The sequence below is a fragment of the Nocardiopsis protaetiae genome, assembly GCF_045446735.1.
Classification (GTDB): Bacteria; Actinomycetota; Actinomycetes; order Streptosporangiales; family Streptosporangiaceae; genus Nocardiopsis; species Nocardiopsis protaetiae.
Genome location: NZ_JBJJBV010000084.1, coordinates 1 through 23,256, shown reverse-complemented (window position 1 = coordinate 23,256; position 23,256 = coordinate 1). Strand labels below are relative to the sequence as shown.

Sequence of the window (23,256 nt, the reverse complement as noted above, 5' to 3'; positions counted from 1 at the left end):
CAAGCGCCGAGCCGATCGGAAGCATCCACCGACCACGGCCCCACGCGGAAAGGGTGGGGGCGGCGGATGCCGCTACTGGCCGAGCCGGTCCAGCAGAGCGTGGTACTCGTCCCAGAGCTCGCCCGGCAGGTGGTCGCCGAAGGTCTTGAAGAACTCGGGGACCAGGGCGGCCTCCTGCTTCCAGATCTCCGGGTCGACCGAGAGCAGGAACTCCAGGTCCTCGGCGGACAGGTCCAGGCCCTCGGTGTCGATGCCGCCCTCGGCCGGCAGCAGGCCGATCGGGGTCTCGACGGCGTCGGCGGTGCCCTCCAGGCGCTCGACGATCCACTTGATGACGCGGCTGTTCTCACCGAAGCCGGGCCACACGAAGCGGCCGCCGGCGTCCTTGCGGAACCAGTTCACGTAGAAGATCTTGGGCAGCTTGGCCTGGTCGGCGCCCGCGCCCACCTTGACCCAGTGGGCGAAGTAGTCGCCCATGTTGTAGCCGCAGAAGGGCAGCATCGCGAACGGGTCGCGGCGCAGCTCGCCCACGGTGCCCTCGGCGGCGGCGGTCTTCTCGGAGGAGACGTTGGCGCCCAGGTAAACGCCGTGCTGCCAGCTGAGGGACTCGGTGACCAGCGGCACCGCGGTGGCGCGGCGGCCGCCGAAGAGGATGGCGGAGATCGGTACGCCCGCCGGGTCCTCCCACTCGTCGGCGATGGTCGGGGCCTGCCCGGCCGGGGTGGTGAAGCGGGAGTTGGGGTGCGCGGCGGGCTCGGCGGACTCCGGCGTCCAGGCGCGGCCCTTCCAGTCCGTCAGGCGCGCCGGGGGCTCCTCGGTGAGGCCCTCCCACCACACGTCGCCGTCCTCGGTGAGGGCGACGTTGGTGAAGATGCTGTTGCCCCACAGGGTGTCGATGGCGTTGGCGTTGGTCTTCTCGCCGGTGCCCGGGGCGACGCCGAAGAACCCGGCCTCGGGGTTGATGGCGCGCAGGCGGCCCTCGGCGTCGAAGCGCATCCAGGCGATGTCGTCGCCGACGGTCTCGACCTTCCAGCCCGGGATGGTCGGCTGGAGCATGGCGAGGTTGGTCTTGCCGCAGGCGCTCGGGAAGGCGGCCGCGATGTAGTGGGTCCTCCCCTCGGGCGAGGTGACCTTGAGGATCAGCATGTGCTCGGCGAGCCAGCCCTCGTCGCGGGCCATCACCGAGGCGATGCGCAGCGCGTAGCACTTCTTGCCCAGCAGGGCGTTGCCGCCGTAGCCGGAGCCGTAGGACCAGATCTCCCGGGTCTCGGGGAAGTGCGAGATGTACTTGGTGGGGTTGCAGGGCCAGGCGACGTCCTCCTGGCCGGGCTCCAGCGGGGCGCCCACGGAGTGGACGGCCTTGACGAAGTCGCCGCGCTCCTCGATCAGGCGCAGGGCGGCGTCGCCCATGCGGGCCATGATGCGCATGGAGACGACGACGTACGGGGAGTCGGTGATCTCGACGCCGAGCTGGGAGATCTCGCCGCCCAGCGGGCCCATGCAGAAGGGCACGACGTACATGGTGCGGCCGCGCATGGAGCCCCGGAAGACCTCGCCGAAGGTGGCGCGCATCTCGTCGGGGGCGATCCAGTTGTTGGTGGGGCCGGCGTCCTCTTCGCGCTCGGAGCAGATGAAGGTGCGGTCCTCGACGCGCGCCACGTCCGTGGGGTCGGAGGTGCAGTAGAAGCTGTTGGGGCGCTTCTCGGGGTTGAGCCGTTTGAAGGTGCCCTGCTCGACGAGCAGGTCGGTGAGCCGGGTCCACTCCTCGTCGGAGCCGTCGCACCAGACGACGTTGTCGGGCCGGGTCAGTTCCGCGACCTCGCGAACCCAGGACACCAGTTCTTCGTGGGAGGTCGGGGCGACGCCCAGATCAATACCGACGGTCACAGCGGCTCCTTTGTGAATCGAGACCCTCGCATCATGAACGACGCTCCCCCGAGCTGACCAATTGGTATAGGCCAATGGTCTAAAGCTGTGGGGTTTCGGGATCGGATTCCACTGCGCTGTAAGGCTTCCCGGTGCTGCACCGGTGTGTCGGAAGGGGCCGTGGTGACGGGTGTTCCACTCCTGGTGGAACCTGATTCCCCCGAAGGGGCGGGGAAGAGCCGCTCCGGGGGCGACACGGGGTGTGGTTCGTCACACACGGCCCCGGTCCGGTGCCGTTCCACCCGTGGGACGTCGGGTGGACCAGCGTCCGGGGTCCCGGGCTCCGGCCTGCGGAGATCCCGGAACCCCGGTGCACGGCGGCGTCGCGGCCGTCAGCGGCGCCGTCAGTGCCGCCGTCAGCGGCGCGGAGTCGCGGCCGTCAGCAGTCGCGGCCGCCGTTGATGCAGTCGACCATCTCGGCCATCACCCCGCCGGGCATGACGTTGATGTGGTCGGAGTGGTCGGTGAGCGGGTTGCGCCCCTGGTCCGGGAACCCGTCGAGGGCGAAGTTCGGCCCCTCGGGCACCTCGTAGACCAGGGTGTGCCGCAGTTGCGGCACGGCCGTGAAGCCGTCCGGGCAGGACCCGTCCTCCTGGGCGAACGCGGTGTGCGAGCGCTTGTCCGCGCTCGTGAAGTCGGCGCCGTTCCAGCAGCCGGGGAACTCCAGCACGCGCACGACGTCGGAGCCCTCCGGGCACAGCGGGTAGCGGTCCGGGAAGGCCCGGTCCTCGAACCCGGTGCAGGTCCACTGGGCGTTGGCGTTGACCCCCTCGGCCGTGACGGCCCGGGCGTTGCCGGTGATGACCTGGAGGAACTCCGGCATGGCGGTCACCGGCCCGCGCGCGTTGCCGAAGAACTCGATGGTCGCCGCGGACGGGACGATGATGCTGCCGGTGTTGCCGTCCAGGCCGCCGCCCGACTGGTCGGCGTCCTCGCCCACACCGGTGAGGTCGCGCAGCACCGGCCAGAAGTGCATGGACCGGTCGTCGTTCGGGCAGGTGGTGTCGCCCTGGGCGAGGATCGCGTTGTTGGCGTCGACGTCCTCGGTGAACCGCTGGACGTCGATGTTGCCGACGTAGTCGTGGGTGTGCTGGGCGCCGTGGGCGACGCCCGGGGCGACGATGACGTTCTCGGAGTTGTGCACCCCGATGTCGTTGACGCCGCAGTCGATGGTGAAGGTGCCGGTGGAGGCGTTGCCGTCCGGCTCGGGGCGGGCGGGGGCCGGGGGCGCCTCCTCGATGGGGACGAAGAAGGAGGGGTCGGGGGCGGGGACGGGCTCGTCGCCGTGGTCCCCGTGGTCTCCCCCACCGTCGTCCGGAGCGGTGGGCTCGGCGCTGGGTTCGGCGGGGGGCGGGGTGGTCGGGCGGCCGCCGCGGTGTCCGCCGTGGCCGCCTCCGTAGCCGCCGTGGCCACCGCCCCGCCACCAGGAACCCACCAGGGTCCCCTCCTGCGGCGGGTCCGCCACCGTGGCGGTGAGGGCGAGTCCTCCCAGGATCAGGAGGGCCGTCGCCACCATGGCAGGCAGGCGCATTCGCATACGTTTTCGGGGTCGTTCGTCCATGGGTGATGCAACTCCTCATGTGCGGGCGCGCGGGCCGGGGGCGGCACGCGCGGGGACGGGCGCTCGCCGGATCAGGGCTCCGGGCGCCGTTCGGGGGGACGGGGCTCGGGAAGCGCCCCGTAGTCGACCAGGCCGGTGCTCTCCAGCAGCGTCATGTGGCGCATCACCATGAGGATCGCGTGCTGGCAGAACGAGCGGATCAGGTCGTTGCGGGTCCCGGCGCGCACGTCGGCCAGGACCATCAGGACGTTGCCGTGCGCGAAGCGCAGGCGGTCGGCGAACGTCCGGTCCCAGGCGGCGCCGGACAGCCCGGAGAGCTCGTCCATCCAGCGCTGCTGGTCGTCGCTGGGGGCGCTGGGCAGGCGGACGTCCAGGCGGGCGGCCACGTCGCGGACCTGCTCGTCCATGAGCATGTGGTCGTCGGCGATGGTCGCGCCCACCTCCAGGACCCGGGGGCTCTGGCCGCGGTCGGCGGCCTGCTGGCCCACGGGGATCTCCCACAGCCCGGCCTGGCGCACCTTGATCAGCATGTCCACGTCGGCCGGGCCCAGCGGGCCGTACTCGGTGGCGGTCCAGTCCCGCCAGAAGACCCCGGAGACGCTGGTGGCTCCGTTGGGCAGGATCATGAAGACCGTCAGCGTCGTGACCAGCAGGAATCCGATGACGCCTGCCAGTTCGACGGTGCGGGGCGCGTTGCGGCGCAGCCTGCGAACGGTCGTGACGCGGTCGCGGACGGCGGTCATCGGACTCAGTCCCCGGAGCGGCGGATGTAGTCGCCGCCGGAGCCGCCGTCACCGCCGCCGGTGGTGGCGCCGGCCGGTCCCCCGGCCGCGCTGATGGCGTACCAGGTGTCGCCCACGGCCTGGCCGTTGACGTCGCCCGGGGCGGCGTCGCCCGCGTAGGTGTACAGCGGGCGGCCGTCGTAGGTGACCTGGGGGCCGCCGTCCTCGCGGGGGATCGAACCGACGAGGTCGGCCGACAGGTCGCCGCCGACCCGGGCGGCGGAACCGGCGCCGTCCGCGGTGCGCAGCGGCGGCCAGGTCTCGGCGCACTCGCCGGCGCAGGCCGAGGATTGGGCCGTGTCCTCGGTGAACAGGTACAGCGTGTTCCCGTTCCCATCCGTGATGAGGGATCCGAGCACGTCGTTCTCAGTGGTTCCGAGTTCCGGAACGCTTTCGGTGCCCGATTCGTGTTCTCCGTGGGTTTCCTCGGCCTGTTCGGCGCCTTCGGAGCCGTATCCGGACGCTGAGCCCTGTTCGTCCGGAGTGCCTTCGGGACCCGTGGAGCAGCCGGTCAGTGCGAGTAAAACCGCAGCTCCCAGGCCTATCAGCGGGGTGGTGCAGCGGGTCATGGGCATCCCATCCAGCGATCGGTTACCTAACCTTTTTGCGAGCGTGACCGCTCGGTGATGGGAAAGTATGGCCCCTCCGCAAGCAACATCGCAGCGAAACAACGGCCGATCACGGCCGCATAACGCACTTGAACAGCCCTTTCTCGGGAGAAAAAAATTTCCGACACCGAGAACCTTTCCGGTGGTAAGTAAAGAAATCCGGAGAACCCCTCCACCGGCGGCCGTTCCGGTGCTACGTTCATGCGCTGACGGGCCCTGCGGCCCCTGCGCCGCGTCTCTCCCAGGGCCATGCCTCCCCCCTGCCCGAAGGGGCGTCATGTTCGATCGCTTCCGGCGTTCCCGGGGCCCGCTGTCCCCGCCCCGCCCCCGCCCCCGCCGCACCATCTCCGCCCGCTCCGACCGGCGCGTCCGCACCCGGCTGTGGCCGCCGCTGCTGATCGGCGTCGTGGCCGCCAACACCCTGCTGGCCCTCACCGCCCCCGGCCACACCGTGGTGCTGCGCCACGTCCAGGACGTGCTGTGGACCTACTCCGGCGTGTTCGCCCTGGTCGGCCTCACCGTCGCGACCGCGCTCGGGCTGGCCGCCGCCGACCGGCTCGTCGCCACCCCGCGCGACCGGCTGCTGCTCCAGGCGACGCACCGCTCCATCGCGCTGGTCTCGGTGGGCTTCCTCATCGCGCACATCGTGCTCCAGATCGCCTTCACCGGCCTGGTCCCCTGGAACGTCCTGGTGCCGCTGGGGGTGGACCCCGCGGTGGCCTGCGGGATCATCGCCACCGACCTGCTCCTGATCATCACCGTCACCGGGATGCTGCGCGGCATGTTCGCCGGCGGCGGCCGCCCGTGGATGTGGCGGGCCGTGCACCTCAGCGCGTACCTGTGCTGGCCGCTCTCCATGGTGCACGGGCTCACCGCGGGCCGCAGCGCCCCCGGCTGGGTGGTGGTCTGCTACCTGCTGTGCCTGCTCGCGGTGTGCGCGGCGCTCATCCTGCGGCTCGTCGTCACCGTGCGCCCGCGCCCGGTCCCCGAACAGCCGCGCGCCGACTCCGAGCTGCTCACGCCGCCGGTCGGCACCACCGAGAGCGTCGTCCGCGACGAGCTGGCGTTCTGGTCGTCGATGCGCAGCGGGGACCGCCGATGAAGACCCTCAGCCTCGGCGAGCCCCGGCTCACCCTCGGCCTGGACCGGTACCGGCGGGTGTCCCACGACGCCCACCGGGCGCTGCACGGCACCCTGCCCGACCTGGGCGCCGACGACCTCATCACCCTCACCGGGATGGGCGGCCTGCGCGGGCGCGGCGGCGCCGGGTTCCCGTTCGCGCGCAAGTTCCGGGCCGTGCAGACGTCGGTGGCCCGGCGCCAGGCCGGGGCCCGCGTCGTGGTCAACGCGACCGAGGGCGAACCCGGCAGCGCCAAGGACGCCATGCTGCTCACCCGCGCCCCGCACCTGGTGCTGGACGGCGCCGAGCTGGCCGCCCGCGCCCTGGGCGCGCCCCAGGTGATCGTGGGGATCGCCGACCGCGGGACCCGCGGCTCGGACGTCGACCCGGTGAGCGAGTCGCTGCGCGAGGCGGTCGCCGAGCGCAGCGCGGTCTCGGTCGTCGGGTTCCGGGTGGTGCGGATGCCGCACCGGTTCGTGTCCGGGCAGAGCGGCGCCCTCATCCAGGGGGTCAACGGCCGGATCCCGCTGCCCCCCGGCACCCCGGTGCGCGCCAGCGAGACCGGTGTGGACGGGCTGCCGACGCTGCTGTCCAACGCCGAGACCTACGCCCAGCTGGCGCTGCTCGCCTCCGGCGGGGCCGACGCCTACGCCTCGGTGGGCACCGCCGACCAGCCCGGGACGGTGCTGCTCACCGTGGGCGGGGACACGGTGGTGGAGGCCCCGGCCGGGACCCCGCTCGTCCACGTGCTCGGGGTGTGCGACGCGCCGCCCGCCCAGGCCGTGCTCGTCGGCGGGTACCACGGGTCCTGGCTGGACCCGCCCACCGTGGCCCGGGCCCGGCTGTCCCGGAGCCAGATGTCCGAGGCCGGGGGCACCCTGGGCGCCGGGATCATCCTCCCGCTGGCCGAGGGCGTGTGCCCGCTCGGCGAGTCCGCGCGGGTGCTGCGGTACCTGGCGCGGGAGAGCGCGGCGCAGTGCGGGCCGTGCGTGCGCGGTCTGCCCGCGCTGGCCGACGCGTTCACCGCGCTCATCGCCGGGGAGGGCGACCCGGCCGCGGCCGCCGCGGCGGCGGGCATCGGCGATGGCAAGGGGGCGTGCGCGCACCCCGACGGGACGGCCGTGTTCGCGCGCAGCGCGCTGAAGGTGTTCGCCGAGGACGTCTCCCGGCACGCGCTCGGCGGGAGCTGCGGGCGGCCGGTGCGCGGGCTGCTGCCGATGCCCGGCGGCAAGCCCGAGCCGCGGCCCCGGCTGTCGATCGACTGGTCGCGCTGCGACGGCCACGGCCTGTGCGCCGAGCTGCTGCCGGACCTGATCCGGCTGGACGCCAACGGCTACCCGGAGGACCCCGACCTGCCGGTCCCGGCCTTCCGCGAGGCCGAGGCCGACCGGGCCGTCCGCATGTGCCCGGCCCTGGCCCTGCGGGTCAAGGGGTAGGGGCTGGGGCCGGGGACCGGGGTGTCCTAGCGCAGTATGGCGACCGGGCCGCGGGCGCCGTGCAGGACCGAGTGGCTGACCGAGCCCAGCAGCAGGCCGCGGAACCCGCCGCGGCCGCGCGAGCCCACCACGATCAGGTCGGCGGGGGTGGCCTCCTCCAGCAGGGCGACCACCGGGTGGGCGCGCACCACCCGGGTGCTCACCGACACCTGCGGGTGGCGCAGCCGGGGGTCGGCCAGCTCCTCGGCCAGGGACTGGCGGGCCGCCTCGGCGGCGGTGGTGTCGTCGAACAGCTCCGGCGGGATCGGCCCGGTGGCGGCGGCGAACGCCACCAGCGGCTGCCAGGCGCTCACCGCGACCAGCTCGGTCTCGGCGAACGCCGCCTGGGCGAACGCGAAGTCGACGGCCCGGCGGCTGGGCTCGGACCCGTCGATGCCGACGATGACCCGGCCGCGGACGCCGTGCGCGGCGGCGTGTTCGTGCGGGAGCACCACCACCGGCACCGGGGAGCGGGCGGCCAGCTCGATGCCCACCGAGCCGACGAACGCGGCCACGATCCCGCGCAGGCCGCGCGAGCCCACCACCACGGCGACCGCGCCCTCGGCGGCGGCCTCGGCCAGCAGCGCGTCGACGGGGCGGGCGTAGGACAGGCGGGTCCGCACCCGCAGTTCGGGGAAGAGCCGCGAGATCCAGTCGGCGGCGTACGCCAGCAGGCGTTCGGCGTCGCCGGTGTCGGCCTCGTCCGGGGGGACGTCGAGGCGGGTGTGCGACCCGAACACCCCGACGGAGGTGAGGGCGCCGGCCGCGGCAACGATCCGCACGCCGAGCCCGCGCAGCACCGCCTGCTGCGCCGCCCACTCCAGCGCGTGGCGGCTGGAGTCGGTGCCGTCGACCCCCACGATCACCCACCGTGTCGTGGTCGGATCGTCCATCGTGCGCACTCCTTCTCCGGCCGGGCCGTCCGTCCGTACCCGTATTCTCCGTTCTCTGCATGATGCCGCGCCCAGGGGTGCCCGTGGATAACGGTGACGCCGCGAGTTGGCCGACGCGCGGTCACCCGAAGGGTGACGGTGCGCCCCCTGGGGCATAAGGTCCCCGAACCGACCGGTGTGACCGGGAGCATCCGCGGATCCTCCGTCCGAGAGACGTGGAGGGGGCTTCGGGTGAGAACGGAGGGTGGGATGTCTTACTCGGGACATTGGCACTGGGACTACAGGGACGGCCGGGTCGCCGCCGTCGCCGCCGCGATCGTGTACAGCATGTGGACGCTGGAGGTCCTGCTGCCCGGCGGGAGCGCCGTGGAGGGCGCGCTGGCCGACCCGGAATCGGTGTTCGGCCGGTTCCTGGACAGCGCCCACCGCACCGGGTCGATCCTGGTGGTGCTCGCCGCGGTGCTGGGCCTGACCCTGGGCGCCCGCCGGACCGGCCGCTGGCTGACCGTGTCCTGGTGGTCGATGGCCGTGTTCGGCACGGCCTCCTTCGTCGCCTCGCTCCTGCCGGGCCGCTGCGTGGTCTCCACGGACGTGGCCTGCGCCTCGGAGGCGCTGGCCGAAGGCGTGGGCGGGGCCACCGCCGCCCAGCCGGTCATCGCGACCGTCACGATCCTGGCCGCGCTGACCGGCGCGGTGACCCTCGCCCTGGACCGCCGCAGGGCCGCCGACCCGGCCTGGCTCTGGGCCGCCGCGGTCGCCGCCCTCCAGGCGCTGGCCGCCGTCGCCGTCCTGGTGCTGGCCGTCCGGGTCTCCGGCGGCGACGGCGACCCGGGCGTCGCCCTGGGCTTCCTGGAGCGCGCCCACCTGGTCACGGTCGCCCTCTGGCTGCTCACCGCCGGCGTCCTGCCCGGCCCCTGGAAACGCTCCGGCACCACCCGCCCCACCCCCGTCACCCGCTGACGGGCTCCTGGGCGAGGGGGGTGGGGAGGGGGCGGGAGTGGACGACGTGGAGGGTGCTGACGGCGCGGGTGAGGACGACGTAGAGGCGGTTGAGGCCGCGCTCCTCGGCTTCGGCGATGGCGGCGGGTTCGGCGACCACGACCGCGTCGAACTCCAGGCCCTTGGCCAGGCCCGCCGGGACGGCGACCAGGCGGGCGGCGTCCAGGCCGGTGTCGTCGCCCAGGACCGGGACGTCCAGGCCCTGGGCGGCCAGCTTCTTGAGCAGGGCGGGCAGGTCGGCGTCGGCGGCGATGAGGCCCACCGAGCCCTCGCCCTCCAGGGCGGTGCGGCAGGCCGCGGCCACCTGGGCCGCCAGGTCGTCGGCGGGGGTGAGGCGCAGTGAGCCCGGGGCGCGGCGGACCGCGACGGGCGCGCCCAGGCCCTTGGCGATGGTCGGCAGCAGCCGGGCGGCGAAGTCGATGATCTGCGCGGGCACCCGGTAGCCCCGGTCCAGGACGCTCAGGTGCCCGGTGGGCTTGCCCAGGTGTTCCAGGAGTGTGGACCAGGTGCGGATCGCGGACGGGCTGGTGCCCTGGGCGATGTCGCCCAGGACGGTGAGCGATCCGGACTCGCAGCGGCGGCCGATGGCGCGGCACTGCATGGGGCTGAGGTCCTGGGCCTCGTCCACGACGATGTGGCCCAGGCCGGCGGGCCGGTCGATGAGCGAGGCGGCCTCGTCGACGAGCGCCAGGTCCTCCACCGACCAGCGGGCCGACTTGGGTCCGCGCGGCTTTCCGGGCAGCAGGACCGCGGCCTGCTCCTCGGCGGTGAGGATCCCGTCGGCGGCCCGGGCCAGCCTCTCGGGGTCGGTGAGCAGGCCGAGGATCTGGGCCATCGGCTCCACCTTGGGCCACAGGGCCGTCACCGTGGAGCGGACCGCCGGGTCGCGGCGGACCTGCTCGTGGGTGCGGTCGTCGCAGACCTCCCCCTCGGACTCCATGAGGGTGAGCACCGTGTGCGCGATCCGGTGGGACAGCAGCTCGCGCCCCGAGCCGTAGGCGACGCCGCGCCCGGCCAGCTCCTCCAGCAGGGGACGCAGGTCCTCCGGGTAGAGCCGCCAGCGGCGCGAGCCGCGGCGGACCATCAGCGCCTCGGCGGGTTCGCGCAGGTGGGACCAGAGGTCGCGGCGGATCACCTCGGCCATGCGGGCGTCGCCCTTGACCCGGGCGGCGAAGGGCTCCTCCACCCGGCGCACCCACCCGGCGGCGGGCCGGAACCGGTCGGGCAGCCCGGCGGTGACCAGGTCCTCGACGGTGGTCTGGGAGACGTCGACCTCGCCCAAAGCGGGCAGCACGTTGCGGATGTAGGACAGGAACGACCGGTTGGGCCCGATGATCGCCACGCCCGCCCGGGAGAGGCGTTCGCGCTCGGTGTACAGCAGGAACGCGATGCGGTGCAGGCCCACCGCGGTCTTGCCGGTGCCCGGCGCCCCCTGCACGCACAGGGTGGTGCCCAGCGGGGCGCGGACCAGGTCGTCCTGCTCGGGCTGGATGGTGGCGACGATGTCGCGCATCGGTCCGGTGCGGGGCCGCTCGATCTCGGCGGACAGCAGGTCGCCGGGCCGCTCGTCGGCCGCGGGGGCACCGGTCAGGTGCTCGTCCTCGAACGCGGTGAGCACCACCTCCGGGTCCCGGCGCGGCCCGTGGTCCACGGTGGTGAACCCGTACCGGCGGCGCACCCGGACGCGCATCCGGTCGGTGGGCGAGGCCCGGTAGTAGGCGACGCTGATCGGCGCCCGCCAGTCCAGGACCATGGGACGCCCCTGCGGGTCGTGGACGTGGCGGCGGCCCAGGTGGATCCGGTCGGCCTCCCGGCCGTCCTCTCGGCCGTCCTCTCGGTCCGTGTCCTCGTCGAGGAACACGGTGCCGGGGTCGAAGTCGAGGCGGCCGAAGAACAGCGGCGCCCCGGGCATGTCGGCGAGCGCGGCCAGGCGGCGCTGCCGCCCGCGGTGGAGCGCGGCGTTGGTGACCTTGTCGTTGACGACGTCGCCGAGCATCAGCTCGGTGCCCTCGACCTCGTCGCGCATCGCCTTGAGGGCGGCGCGGGCGGCGGCGAGGGCATCGCGTTCGGCGACCAGTTCGGGGTCGGCGGGCCCGGTCGTGGAGTCGGTCGTGGGATCGGTCGTGGTCATGCGGACCTCGGAGGGATCGACGGGACACGGCACGGCCTCGCGCGTGCGCGGGTCCCGCCCCGGTCGCCTGTGATCAGGCCCGGTTCGTTCCGATCCTCGTGAAGCGCACGGCGTTCCCTGCGGGGGTGGGCCGTGGAGAGAAAGAAGGACCAGCGTACCCGCGCCCGGGCGTGCCCGGGCCGCCCGTCGGGCCGCCCACCCGTCCGTCAGGTCTTGCGCAGGCGGACCCGGCTGATCCGGTGGTCGTCCCCCTTGAACAGGACGAGGGTGGCCCGCCCCCGGGTGGGCCGGATGTTCTCGACGAGGTTGACCTCGTTGATGGTGCGCCAGGTGTTGGCCGCGAACTCCAGGGCCTCCTCCTCGCGGATGGTGGTGGCCATGTGGTGGAAGTAGGAGCGCGGGTCGGAGAAGGCCGTGCGGCGCAGTTCCCGGAACCGGTCCAGGTACCAGTTGCGGATGTTGTCGACCTTGGCGTCGACGTAGATCGAGAAGTCGAAGAAGTCGGACACGGCGAGCCGCCCGGCGGTGGCGGGCTGGAGCACGTTGATGCCCTCGACGATGAGGATGTCCGGGCGGTGCACGGTCTGCCGCTCGCCGGGGACGATGTCGTAGTTCAGGTGCGAGTAGACGGGGATGTCGATGCGGTCGGCCCCCGCCTTCATCTCCGAGACGAACCGGACCAGGGCGCGCCGGTCGTAGCTCTCGGGGAAGCCCTTGCGGCGCATGAGGCCGCGCGCTTCGAGCACCGCGTTGGGGTGGAGGAAGTTGTCGGTGCTGACCAGTTCCACGTCGGGGTGGTTGGGCCACTGGGCCAGCAGGGAGCGCAGCAGGCGCGCGGTGGTGGACTTGCCGACCGCGACGCTTCCCGCCACGCCGATGATGAACGGGGAGGGCCGGTCCGACTCGCCGAGGAAGCCGCGGACGGCGGCGTGCCGCTGCTGGGTGGCGCCGACGTACAGGTTGAGCAGCCGGGACAGGGGCAGGTAGATGTCCCGCACGTCCTCCAGGGACGTCGGGTCGGTCGTACCGCGCAGCCGGGCGAGCTCGGCCTCGGTCAGGGAGAGCGGAGTGGCGGCCCGCAGAGCCGCCCAGGCCTCCCGGTCCAGTTCCACGTACGGCGTGGAGACGCCGTTCTTCGTCGGGTGGGACACGAATGACCACCCTAGACGAGGGCCTCGACCGGTCCGGGCGGCCGGGTGCGGGTAAGCCCGAAGCCGGGGAGGAACGTGGCTGAAACCACACGTTCACATGCTGCTCTCCAGTCCGTCCCCCAAGATTTTTTTGGCCGGGTGCGGACGCGTGGAATCGGTCCCACTCGGACCCCCCACACGCCCCCCACCTGCGCGGTCTACCCGTGGTACACCAAATGGTCTATACCGTTACCTGCGAAAACGACCATTGGTATCAGTCGGTGGTTGGTCGATTCGCTGTCCTTTTTGGCCTACGCTGGCGGCCATGTGCGGAATCGTTGGCTACGTCGGGCCGCAATCGGCGCTCCAGGTCGTCGTGGACGGCCTCGCGAGGTTGGAGTACCGCGGATATGACTCCGCGGGTGTCGCCGTGCTGGGCGAGGGCGCCCTGCACACCGAGAAGCGGGCGGGCAAGCTCGCGAACCTGCGCGGTGCCCTGGAGGAGCACCCCATCGCCGGAGAGGGTGCGGGCATCGGCCACACCCGGTGGGCCACCCACGGTGCCCCCAACGACGTCAACGCCCACCCCCACGTCGACAACGACAAGCGGGTGGCGGTCGTCCACAACGGCATCATCGAGAACTTCGCCGCCCTGCGGCTGGAGCTCGAAGACCTGGGCTGCAAGTTCCTGTCCGAGACCGACACCGAGGTGGCCTCCCACCTGCTCAGCACCGAGCTGGCCAAGCGGGACGACAAGGACCTGGCCGCCGCCATGCGCGCGGTGTGCAAGCGCCTGGAGGGCGCCTTCACCCTGGTCGCCGTCTCCGTGGACGACCCCGACCTCGTGGTCGCCGCCCGCCGCAACTCGCCGCTGGTCGTCGGCCGCGGCCAGGGGGAGAACTTCCTGGCCAGCGATGTGGCCGCGTTCATCGCCCACACCCGCGAGGCGGTCGAGCTGGGCCAGGACCAGGTCGTGGAGCTGCGCCCGGACTCGGTACGCGTCACCGACTACGACGGCGTCCCCGTCGAGGTCAACGAGTACCACGTGGACTGGGACGCCTCCGCCGCCGAGAAGGGCGGCTTCGACTACTTCATGCTCAAGGAGATCGTCGAGCAGCCGCGCGCGATCGCCGACACGCTCCTGGGCCGCCTGTCCGTGGACGGCGAGCTGACCCTGGACGAGATGCGCCTGTCCCCGGAGGACCTGCGCTCGGTCGAGAAGATCGTCATCATCGCCTGCGGCACCTCCTACCACGCGGGCCTGATCGCCAAGTACGCCATCGAGCACTGGTGCCGCATCCCGTGCGAGGTCGAGGTGGCCAGCGAGTTCCGCTACCGGGACCCGATCCTGGACCGGCAGACCCTGGTCATCGCGATCTCCCAGTCGGGCGAGAGCATGGACACCCTGATGGCGGTCCGCTACGCCCGCGAGCAGCGCGCCAAGGTGCTGGCGATCTGCAACGTCAACGGCTCCACCATCCCGCGCGAGTCCGACGGCGTGCTGTACACGCACGCCGGCCCGGAGGTCGGGGTGGCCGCCACCAAGACCTTCCTGACCCAGCTGGCCGCCTGCTACCTCATCGGCCTGTACCTGGCGCAGGTGCGCGGGCTCAAGTTCGGCGACGAGATCGACGCCGTGATCGCCCAGCTGGCCACCATGCCCGAGCAGGTGGAGAAGGTGCTGGACACGGTCGAGCCGGTGCGCGAGCTGGCCCGGTCGCTGTCGGACGCCGACACCGTCCTGTTCCTGGGCCGCCACGTCGGCTACCCGGTGGCGATGGAGGGCGCGCTCAAGCTCAAGGAGCTCGCCTACATGCACGCCGAGGCGTTCGCGGCGGGCGAGCTCAAGCACGGGCCGATCGCGCTGATCGAGGACGGTCTGCCGGTGGTCGTGGTGGTGCCCTCGCCGCAGGGCCGCAGCGTGCTGCACGACAAGATCGTGTCGAACATCCAGGAGGTGCGCGCCCGCGGCGCCCGCACCATCGTGATCGCCGAGGAGGGCGACGAGTCGGTGCGCCCGTACTCGGACGTCCTCATCGAGATCCCGGCGGTGCCGACCCTGCTCCAGCCGATCGTGGCGACCGTGCCGATGCAGGTGTTCGCCTGCGAGCTGGCGCTGGCCAAGGGCAACGACGTGGACCAGCCGCGCAACCTGGCCAAGAGCGTGACCGTGGAGTAGTTCCGCGGGTTCGGTGGGGAGGGCGCGTCCAACGGGGTCGGACGCGCCCTTCCGCGTGCGCGGGGCGGCCCGGCAGGCGGCTCGGCAGGAGGTTCGGGGGGGCGGCCCGGCAGGCGGATCAGGGCGGCTCGACGGCCCGCTCAGCGGGCGGCGGTGCGGGTCCCGGCGTGCGCGGCGACCGCCGAGGCCAGGTCGGTGTGGGTGGGCAGCAGGGTGTGCAGGTTCAGCACGTCGAGGATGCGCGAGAGCTGGCGGGGCGGGCAGGCCAGGGCCAGGTGGTGGTGCTCGCGGGTGGTCACGCGCATCGCGTTGATGAAGGCGTTGACGCCGGAGGCGTCGATGAACTCCACCGCGGACAGGTCGACGACGACGCAGCCCTGCGCGGCGGCGGCCGCGATGGCGGCGTACGCGGTCTCGGCGGTGGCGATGTCCAGCTCGCCGCCGAGCGCGACGACGGTGGCGCCGTCGCAGATGAACCTGTCCCGTCCCGTGTCCAGCACGTCCACGCCTCGTTCCCCGCGTCGGAAAACTTCCCCTGTCGGACGCGATCGGTCGAATACCGACATGCGCTGACAGCCTACTCTGCTCCGGGACTCGGCAGAGTGGACCAAAGACAGGGATGCGGGGCCGCGGTACCGGGACGGACCTGCGACCGGGAGGGTACCCGTCGGGAAGGTGCCCGTCGGGAGCGGGTCGGGCGGGAGGGCGTCAGTCCTGTCCGCCGCAGACGGCCCAGACCACCTTGCCGCCGCGGACCGGGGTCCAGCCCCACTCACCGCTGAACGCGGCGACCAGGCTCAGGCCGCGGCCGGACTCGGCGAAGTGGTGGGCGTCCACCTTGTGGGGTGCGCGTTCGCTGGTGTCGGCGACCAGGCAGGCCACCCGCCCGGGCTCCTCGATCCGGCTCAGCCGCACCACGATCGGGGTGGTCCCGGGGTCGCGGTCGGGGGCGAGCGCGTGGCGACAGGCGTTGCCGACGAGCTCGGAGAGCACCAGCCGGACGTCGTCGAGGGCCTCCGCCAGGCCCCACCGGTCCAGGGCCGGGTCGGCGAGCCGGCGGGCCGCCCCGACGGAGTCGGGGACCGAGGAGAAGGCACCGATGACGTGCTCGGAGGTGCGGTCGACGCGGCCCAGTGGTGTGCCGCCCAGCGGATCCGCCCAGGGGCCGCCCGGGAGTCGGGGGGCTGCGGCCAGGGAGGGACGCCAGGATGCCCCGGAGTGCCGCTCCGACGACATCAGCTCTGCGTTCATCACGGTCCTCACGAGTGGTGATGCGGGTTCGCTCGGCCTTGCCTGCGGTGGCATCGTGTCTTACGGATGTAAGCCACAGATGCACGTGCAGATCAACGCCCGGCAAGCCTATAGGACGAACAGCCCTTATTGGTAGATCCTCTTCCAAGAATTCACAGACGGGCATCCGGGTTTACAGTCGACACAGAAGCCACCGGAACGTCAGCCCCGAACCCCTGTTCCCAGCGGAATGGGCTCGGTATACTGAGCGGTCGCTTGCGTCAAAGCCGCTACAGGGAGGCGATGTGGTCGCCGATCACGCAGAGAACTTCCAGGTCACCCGGGATTTCCTGGCGAATTCCAGTGGTGGGCCGACCGTCCTGCGCATTCTTCTCGGAACGCAGCTCCGGAAGCTGCGCCAGGACAAGAGGATTTCCCGGGAGGACGCCGGATACGCCATCCGCGCCTCCCACGCCAAGATCAGCCGCATGGAGCTGGGCCAGGTCAGCTTCAAGCACCGCGACGTGGAGGACCTGCTCAAGCTGTACGGCGTGACCGACGCCGGCGAGCGCGAGGCGCTGCTCGGCCTCATCACCAGCGCCAACGCCCAGGGCTGGTGGCACAAGTACAGCGACGTGCTGCCGAACTGGTTCGGCGTCTACGTGGGCCTGGAGGAGGCCGCCTCGGTCATCCGTACCTTCGAGGTGCAGTTCATCCCCGGCCTGCTCCAGAGCGAGGGCTACGCACGCTCGGTGATCCGGCTGTCCCGAACGGCCACCTCCGAAGAGGACATCGACAGTCGTGTGCAGATGCGCATGCACAGACAGCGCAGATTCACCGAGAACGAGGGTCCCCGCCTGTGGGCGGTCATCGACGAGGCCGTGCTGCACCGGCCCTTCGGCGACGCCGCCGTGATGCGCGGGCAGATCGAGCACCTCATCGAGATGTCCCGCCGGCCCAACATCACCGTCCAGATCGCGACGTTCGCCATGGGCGGGCACCCGGCGGCCGGGGGGCCGTTCAGCATCCTGCGCTTCCCCACCCCGCAGCTGCCCGACGTGGTCTACCTGGAGCAGCTGAGCAGCTCGCTGTACTTCGACAAGTTCGAGGACACCAGCCTCTACGCGCAGACGATGGACCACCTGGCCACCCAGGCCCCGCAGCCCTCGGCCACGGAGGGGATCCTGCGCTCGTTCCTGGAGCGCTACCGGGACTGACCCGCCGCACCCCCGCCGCCCCGACACCGGCGCCGCGTCCAGGCGTCCCGCACCCACCGTCCCTCCCCGGCACCCCGCCCGGTGCCCCGAGCACAACCCACATCCCCCGGCCCTCTTCCCAACGCCCGGTACCGCTCCGCGTCCGGGCGTTAGCCGTGCGCGCACACCTGTGCGGTCGTGATGACCGGCTTCGGCCACGACTGGGAAACGATCATGCGTCGGCGAACCCCCCGTCCGAACCCCGGCGTTAGCGGTGACATGCACGTCCTCACCCCCGGGTCTTGCATATGTACTTACCGACGTAATCACGTATGCACGTGCATGGGCTAGTCTCTGGATGCGCACCGAGGACGGAACGGTACATCGGGGAAGATCTCTCCCCAAGCCTCCGACCGACCCGGTGATCCCGGCACGAGCGCCCCCGACGTGTCGGCGGCGCAGCGCGTGGACACCCCGCTCACACGTCCCCCGAAGTTCCAGGAGGTCGAGATGCATCCCATCTACAACGGCGTTCCGGCAAGCCGTTTGCCCAAGGTCGAGTGGACCAAGAGCAGCTGGAGCAACCCGGATGGGAACTGCGTCGAGGTGGCGACCCTGCCCGGCGGGGAGTTCGCGGTCCGCAACTCGCGCGACCCGCTGGGGCCGGTGCTGGTCTACACCCACGCCGAGCTGGAGGCGTTCGTCCGCGGCGCCAAGACCGGCGACTTCGACGCGCTGCTGAGCTAGGCGCCCCGACCCCGGGTCGGACGCCCTTTCGAGCCCTACCGGAAAGCCGTCCGCGCCGATGGCCACCGCACCGGACCCCGGCCGCGCGGTGACCGCCTTCCGTCCACGGCGCGGACGCACGAGGAGCCCGGTACCCCTGGAGGGGTACCGGGCTCCTCGTCTTCCCGGTCCTGCCGGGCCGGAACCGGAAGCGGAACCAGGCCGGGACCGGAACCGGGTCGGAACCGGGTCGGGACCGGGAGGCGGCGGGGCGCGGATGGTGCCCTGTGTTCAAGGCACGGTGTTCGATGCGCTGTGCTCAATTCCCTGTGCGGGCGCGGAACCCCGCCGCCGATGCGTCCCCTACAGGCGGGTGGGGTCCACGCCGTCGCCGCCGACCGCCACCGGCGGCGTCTCCCACGGGAAGTGGGTGGCGCCCAGGGCGGGCTTGAGGTCGAACAGCCAGGCGGCCTTCTCGTCGTACTTGGCGAAGAACGGCTTGCCCACCAGCTCCGGGTCGCGCGCCTGGATGAAGTGGAGCGCGAACACCTTCTCGCCGGCGATCTCGGTGACGCCGTCCACGCACACCTTGCCCGGGGTCGCCGACATGGACGGGCCGCGGACGGTGCGGGCCAGGCCGGAGACGTTCTTGTAGGCGCCGCGGAAGATCTCGTAGGCCTCCGCCAGCGGCACCGCGAAGTAGTCCTGCGGGCCGGTGTCGCGCTCGACGAACATGTAGTAGGGCACCATGCCGTGGCGCAGGTGGGTGCGCCACATGCTCTCCCACGTGGCCGAGTCGTCGTTGATCGTGCGGATCAGCGGCGCCTGGGTGCGGATGACCGCCCCGGTGGAGCGGATGCGCCGCACGGCCTCCTGGACGATCTCCGGCCGCATCTCGTTCGGGTGCGAGAAGTGCGCCATGAACGCCAGGTTCTTGCCCGAGGCGACGACCTTCTCGAAGAGCCGGAGCGTGTCGTCGGCGTCCGGGTCGGTGACGAAGCGCTGCGGCCAGTAGGCCAGCGCCTTGGTGCCGATCCGGATGGCCTCCAGGTGCTCGATCTCCAGCAGCGGCTCGATGTACTTGGAGATCACGCCCTCGCCCATGATCATCGGGTCGCCGCCCGTGAACAGGACACTGGTGATCTCCGGGTGCGAGCGCACGTAGTCGACCATCTGGTCGATCTCGCTGGAGGCGAACTTCAGGTCCGCGTCACCGACGAACTGGGCCCAGCGGAAGCAGTACGTGCAGTACGCGTGACAGGTCTGCCCCTGCTTGGGGAAGAAGAGCACGGTCTCCTTGTACTTGTGCTGGATCCCGGGGATGGGCTCCTCGTCGACCTTGGGGACGTTGAGGTCCATCTGCCCGGCCGGGTGCGGGTTGAGCCGCGCCCGGACGGCGTTGGCCGCCTCGTTGAGCTCCTTGCGGGGCGCACCGGCCTTGAGCAGGTCGGCGATCCGCGCCACGTCGCCCTGCGGCAGCATGTCCGCCTGCGGGAACACCAGCCGGTAGATCGGGTCGTTCGGCGCGGCGTCCCAGTCGATCAGTTCGTCGAGGACGTAACTGTTGACCCGGAAGGGCAGGACGGTCGCCACCGCCTGCACCGCGAGCCGCTCATCGGCGGCGAGACCGGCTCGCGCTGTGAGCTCGTCAATGTGCTTCGTCGTGTAGGCACGAAACCGACGTCCGGTGGACGGGGACAGTGCCGCCTCTGGCGTAACGCTCACGCCTCTCCTCTCCTGCATGTGATTCAGGGCCGCCGCGGGGTCGTGAGGGCAGCCCTGATCCGGGGGTTCCGGCGTGCGGGCACCCGGGAGACCTCCGGAAACGGAATTCGTGTTCGGTTGTCACATGTACCCGGTGCGTAAGCACCCGGGCCAGCGAGCGGATATACCCCTGCTAGGGGGTTTGTACCCAGGTGGAGCAAAATACAGCCCTGACCTGGACATACGGGAAGTATCCTCGCACGAATGGATGAATGTCCCGAACCACAGGGCTTCCCACGCCACCCGGTACGGTGTTTCCACACCACCCGCGCACCCGTCGGCGTGTGCCCGCTGTGCCCGCACCGGCGCGGGGACCTGCACCGACGGCGTGCGTCCACAGAGCACCCCCGCCGCGGATCACGTCACCGCGGAACAGATCACCGAAGATCACCCCATCGCAGATCACCTCACCGTGAAGGACGCCACGTGAAGGACGCCGCGTGACCGGCACCTCCGACGCGGACGCACCCGTCGCCATCCGCCGCCGCACCACCCCGCCGATCATCGCCGTCGACGCGATGGGCGGCGACAACGCCCCCGAGGAGATCGTCAAGGGCGCCGTCCTGGCCGTGCGCGAACTGGGCCTGCGGGTCGTCCTCGTCGGCCGCCGCACCCAGATCGCCGGCATGCTCGCCGAGCACGACGCCCTGCGCGACATCCCGGTCGTACACGCCGAGGACAGCCTCGCCATGCACGAGGGCGCGCTGGCAAGCTGGCGCAGGCCCCGCTCCAGCGCCGCCGTCGCCTGCCGGCTGATCCGGCGCGGGGACGCCGACGCCCTGGTCTCGGCCGGGTCCACCGGCGGCATTGTGGCCACCTCCACCGTGCGCCTGCGCACCCAGCACGGGGTGCTGCGGCCCGCCCTGGCGGTCACCCTGCCCACCGGCGAGACACCGACGGTCATGGTGGACGCGGGGGCCAACGCCGACGCCAAGCCGGAGATGCTGGTGCAGTTCGCACACCTGGGGTGCGCCTACGCCCAGACCGCCTTCAAGGTGCAGCGCCCGCGGGTGGGGCTGCTCACCATCGGCTCCGAGCCCGGCAAGGGCAACAAGCTGATCCGCCGGACCGCCGAGCTGCTGTCGGCCGCCGCCGAGGACTCCACGGTCATGGACTACCGCGGCAACATCGAGGGCCACGACCTGCTCGCCCGCAAGGTCGACGTGATCGTCACCGACGGGCACACCGGGAACGTGGCGCTCAAGGCGGTGGAGGGGACCGCGGCGTTCGCCATGGACGCCGTCCGCACCGCGCTGACCTCGTCGGTGGCGGCCAAGGCCGGGGCGATGCTCCAGCGCAAGGCCCTGCGCGGGCTGCGCGAGCGCCTGGACAGCGAGACCTACGGCGGAGCGGCGCTGCTGGGGCTCAACGGGACCGTCGTCATCGCCCACGGGGACAGCCACGCCCGCGGTATCGCGCACGCCTGCCGGCTCGCCCACGAGCTGGCGGCCGGGGACATCGGCGAGCACGTGCGCCGGCGGGTGCACACCCGGCCGGCGGGGTGGCTGCACCGGCTGGCCCAGTCGGAGGGGCCGACGGAGGGGCGTTGAGGGGCCGGTGGAGGCGGAGGAGGGGTGCCGCGGGGGTGGCGGAGGGACGCTGAGAAGCGCCGAGCGCCAGCGGAAGGGCGCTGAGAGGTCTGCGGAGGGTGCTGCGGGGGCGGCGGGAGGGTGCTGAGGGGCGCTGAGCGTCGGTGGGGTGGGTGTAAATGCGCTGAGAACACTCCTGCGGGCTCGGTACGCTTGGAGCATGGCCGACCCGCAGGAAGTACTCTCGCGACGGGTCCAGTCCGCCCTCGGGGCCGCCTTCGGCCCCGAGTACGCCGACACCGACCCCGTCATCCGCCCATCACAGTTCGCCGACTACCAGGCGAACGCCGCGCTCGCACTCGCCAAGCGCCTGGGCCGAAAGCCGCGTGAGGTGTCCGCGGCGATCATGGAACACCTCGACGTCGCCGACGTCTGCTCGGCCGTGGAGGTCAGCGGACCCGGCTTCATCAACCTGACCCTGCGCGACGACTGGATCGCCGGGCGGACCCGCGAGCTGCTGGACGACGAGCGCCTGGGCGTGCCCGCGCAGGAGCGGCAGAACATCCCGCTCGACTACTCCGCGCCCAACGTGGCCAAGGAGATGCACGTCGGCCACCTGCGCACCACCGTCGTCGGCGACTCGCTGGCGCGGACCCTGGAGCTGCTCGGCCACAACGTCATCCGGCAGAACCACATCGGCGACTGGGGCACCCCCTTCGGCATGCTCATCGAGCACCTGCTGGAGGTCGGCGAGGACTCCCCCGAGGCGGACCTGCTCACCACCGACCCCAACGCGTTCTACCAGGCGGCGCGCACCGAGTTCGACGCCTCGGGCCCCGAGCCGGAGGACTTCGCCGCCCGCGCCCGGCGCCGGGTGGTCGCCCTCCAGAGCGGCGACGAGGAGACGCTGCGCCTGTGGCGCAAGCTGGTGGGCCTGTCCAAGGTGTACTTCAACAAGGTGTACGCCAAGCTGGGCGTCACCCTCACCGACGACGACCTCGCCGGTGAGAGTACCTACAACGACATGCTCGCCGCCGTGTGCGACGAGCTGGAGGCCAAGGGCATCGCGCGGATCAGCGACGGGGCCCTGTGCGTGTTCCTGGACGGCTTCACCGGCCGCGAGGGCAAGCCGGTGCCGCTGATCGTCCGCAAGAGCGACGGCGGTTACGGCTACGCCACCACCGACCTGGCCACGGTCCGGTACCGGGTGGAGGACCTCAAGGCCGACCGCATCCTGTACGTGGTGGGCGCCCCGCAGGCCATGCACTTCAAGATGGTGTGGGCGGCCGCGCGCGAGGCGGGCTGGCTGCCGGACTCGGTCGAGACCACCCACGTGCAGATCGGCAACGTGCTGGGGTCGGACGGCAAGATCCTGCGCACGCGCAGCGGTGCCCCGGTGCGGCTGATGGCGCTGCTGGACGAGGCGATCGAGCGGGCGGCCGCGGTGGTCCGGGAGAACCGGCCCGACCTGTCGGCGGAGGAGCAGGCGGGGATCGCCCGGCAGGTGGGCATCGGCGCGGTCAAGTACGCGGATCTGTCGGTGGCCCATGACACGGAGTACACCTTCGACTTCGACCGTATGTTGGCGCTGACGGGGAACACCGGGCCGTACTTGCAGTACGCGCAGGCACGGATCCGGTCGATCTTCCGGAAGGGCGGGCTGTCGCCGGAGCAGGCGCGGGCGGACATCGCCATCGGGCACGAGGCGGAGCGGGCGCTGGCACTGAAGCTGCTGGAGTTCGGGTCGGTGGTGGCGCAGGTCGGGGACCTGTTGCAGCCGCACCGGTTGTCGACGTATCTGTTCGAGCTGGCGCAGTCGTTGACGGCGTTCTATGAGCACTGTCCGGTGCTGGCGGCCGGGACGGAGGAGGAGCGGGAGTCGCGGCTGACGCTGGTGGCGCTGGCGTTGCGGGTGCTGGTGCAGGGGTTGGACCTGCTGGGGGTGGAGGCTCCCGAGCACATGTAGGTGCCGGTAGCCGCAGGAGTTGTGGGGCCGGAACGCGGTGA

General features: G+C 72.0%; 18 protein-coding genes. 8 read left to right on the top strand and 10 right to left on the bottom strand.

Annotation, left to right across the window (positions count from 1 at the left end; genetic code table 11):
* Positions 1-72: 72 nt before the first annotated feature.
* The 4 genes from ACJOT3_RS14955 to ACJOT3_RS14940 all read right to left on the bottom strand — a co-directional run bounded on the left by ACJOT3_RS14955 (position 73) and on the right by ACJOT3_RS14940 (position 4,628).
* The gene (locus ACJOT3_RS14955) at positions 73-1,869 is read right to left on the bottom strand and encodes a phosphoenolpyruvate carboxykinase (GTP) (protein WP_406973084.1); all 1,797 of its coding nucleotides are present in this window, start codon (positions 1,867-1,869) and stop codon (positions 73-75) included.
* A gap of 436 nt (positions 1,870-2,305) precedes the next feature.
* On the bottom strand, positions 2,306-3,457 hold the full coding sequence (locus ACJOT3_RS14950; protein WP_406973080.1) for a DUF1996 domain-containing protein: 1,152 nt from the start codon (positions 3,455-3,457) through the stop codon (positions 2,306-2,308).
* 101 nt (positions 3,458-3,558) lie between these two features.
* On the bottom strand, positions 3,559-4,230 hold the full coding sequence (locus ACJOT3_RS14945) for a DUF4142 domain-containing protein (RefSeq protein ID WP_406973078.1): 672 nt from the start codon (positions 4,228-4,230) through the stop codon (positions 3,559-3,561).
* 5 nt (positions 4,231-4,235) lie between these two features.
* A complete protein-coding gene (locus tag ACJOT3_RS14940; protein ID WP_406973076.1) occupies positions 4,236-4,628 on the bottom strand; it encodes a COG4315 family predicted lipoprotein in 393 nt (130 codons plus the stop codon).
* Positions 4,629-5,154: 526 nt separating this feature from the next.
* Here ACJOT3_RS14940 and ACJOT3_RS14935 point away from each other — a divergent pair.
* Positions 5,155-5,979 (top strand): hypothetical protein, encoded by an 825-nt coding sequence (locus ACJOT3_RS14935; protein WP_406973074.1) that lies wholly within the window; start codon positions 5,155-5,157, stop codon positions 5,977-5,979.
* The gene (locus ACJOT3_RS14930; protein ID WP_406973072.1) at positions 5,976-7,433 is read left to right on the top strand and encodes a ferredoxin; all 1,458 of its coding nucleotides are present in this window, start codon (positions 5,976-5,978) and stop codon (positions 7,431-7,433) included. The genes ACJOT3_RS14935 and ACJOT3_RS14930 overlap by 4 nt, the downstream gene beginning before the upstream one ends.
* A gap of 26 nt (positions 7,434-7,459) precedes the next feature.
* On the opposite strand, the gene ACJOT3_RS14925 is transcribed toward ACJOT3_RS14930, so the two are convergent.
* The gene (locus ACJOT3_RS14925; protein ID WP_406973070.1) at positions 7,460-8,365 is read right to left on the bottom strand and encodes a universal stress protein; all 906 of its coding nucleotides are present in this window, start codon (positions 8,363-8,365) and stop codon (positions 7,460-7,462) included.
* Positions 8,366-8,614: 249 nt separating this feature from the next.
* Here ACJOT3_RS14925 and ACJOT3_RS14920 point away from each other — a divergent pair, with 249 nt between their 5' ends.
* Positions 8,615-9,325: a DUF998 domain-containing protein gene (locus tag ACJOT3_RS14920; RefSeq protein WP_406973068.1), complete on the top strand. Its 711-nt coding sequence runs from the start codon at positions 8,615-8,617 to the stop codon at positions 9,323-9,325.
* On the opposite strand, the gene ACJOT3_RS14915 is transcribed toward ACJOT3_RS14920, so the two are convergent.
* Positions 9,315-11,495, bottom strand: coding sequence for a HelD family protein (locus ACJOT3_RS14915; RefSeq protein ID WP_406973066.1), 2,181 nt, complete (start codon positions 11,493-11,495; stop codon positions 9,315-9,317). The two genes, ACJOT3_RS14920 and ACJOT3_RS14915, sit on opposite strands and share 11 nt — an antisense overlap.
* A gap of 206 nt (positions 11,496-11,701) precedes the next feature.
* Positions 11,702-12,607 (bottom strand): type I pantothenate kinase, encoded by a 906-nt coding sequence (gene coaA, locus ACJOT3_RS14910; protein ID WP_406973082.1) that lies wholly within the window; start codon positions 12,605-12,607, stop codon positions 11,702-11,704.
* Positions 12,608-12,950: 343 nt separating this feature from the next.
* Here coaA and glmS point away from each other — a divergent pair, with 343 nt between their 5' ends.
* Positions 12,951-14,804 carry a glutamine--fructose-6-phosphate transaminase (isomerizing) gene (glmS, locus tag ACJOT3_RS14905; RefSeq protein ID WP_406973064.1) on the top strand — a complete coding sequence of 618 codons (1,854 nt, stop codon included), beginning with the start codon at positions 12,951-12,953 and terminating at the stop codon, positions 14,802-14,804.
* Between the two features lie 140 nt (positions 14,805-14,944).
* On the opposite strand, the gene ACJOT3_RS14900 is transcribed toward glmS, so the two are convergent.
* Positions 14,945-15,310 carry an STAS domain-containing protein gene (locus ACJOT3_RS14900; RefSeq protein ID WP_406973062.1) on the bottom strand — a complete coding sequence of 122 codons (366 nt, stop codon included), beginning with the start codon at positions 15,308-15,310 and terminating at the stop codon, positions 14,945-14,947.
* A 202-nt stretch (positions 15,311-15,512) separates the two neighbouring features.
* Complete coding sequence (locus tag ACJOT3_RS14895) at positions 15,513-16,055, bottom strand: ATP-binding protein (protein ID WP_406973060.1); 543 nt, start codon at positions 16,053-16,055, stop codon at positions 15,513-15,515.
* A 284-nt stretch (positions 16,056-16,339) separates the two neighbouring features.
* Here ACJOT3_RS14895 and ACJOT3_RS14890 point away from each other — a divergent pair, with 284 nt between their 5' ends.
* Positions 16,340-17,251, top strand: coding sequence for a Sco1979 family transcriptional regulator (locus ACJOT3_RS14890; RefSeq protein WP_406973058.1), 912 nt, complete (start codon positions 16,340-16,342; stop codon positions 17,249-17,251).
* 489 nt (positions 17,252-17,740) lie between these two features.
* Positions 17,741-17,977 carry a DUF397 domain-containing protein gene (locus ACJOT3_RS14885; RefSeq protein WP_406973056.1) on the top strand — a complete coding sequence of 79 codons (237 nt, stop codon included), beginning with the start codon at positions 17,741-17,743 and terminating at the stop codon, positions 17,975-17,977.
* Between the two features lie 342 nt (positions 17,978-18,319).
* Here the strand turns inward: ACJOT3_RS14885 and ACJOT3_RS14880 are convergent, their stop codons facing one another.
* Positions 18,320-19,699, bottom strand: a complete 1,380-nt coding sequence (locus ACJOT3_RS14880) for a KamA family radical SAM protein (RefSeq protein WP_406973054.1) — start codon at positions 19,697-19,699, stop codon at positions 18,320-18,322.
* Between the two features lie 461 nt (positions 19,700-20,160).
* Between ACJOT3_RS14880 and plsX the strand changes: the two genes are divergently transcribed.
* A complete protein-coding gene (gene plsX / locus ACJOT3_RS14875; protein ID WP_406973052.1) occupies positions 20,161-21,270 on the top strand; it encodes a phosphate acyltransferase PlsX in 1,110 nt (369 codons plus the stop codon).
* A gap of 199 nt (positions 21,271-21,469) precedes the next feature.
* Positions 21,470-23,215 (top strand): arginine--tRNA ligase, encoded by a 1,746-nt coding sequence (argS, locus tag ACJOT3_RS14870; protein WP_406973050.1) that lies wholly within the window; start codon positions 21,470-21,472, stop codon positions 23,213-23,215.
* Positions 23,216-23,256 lie beyond the last annotated feature (41 nt).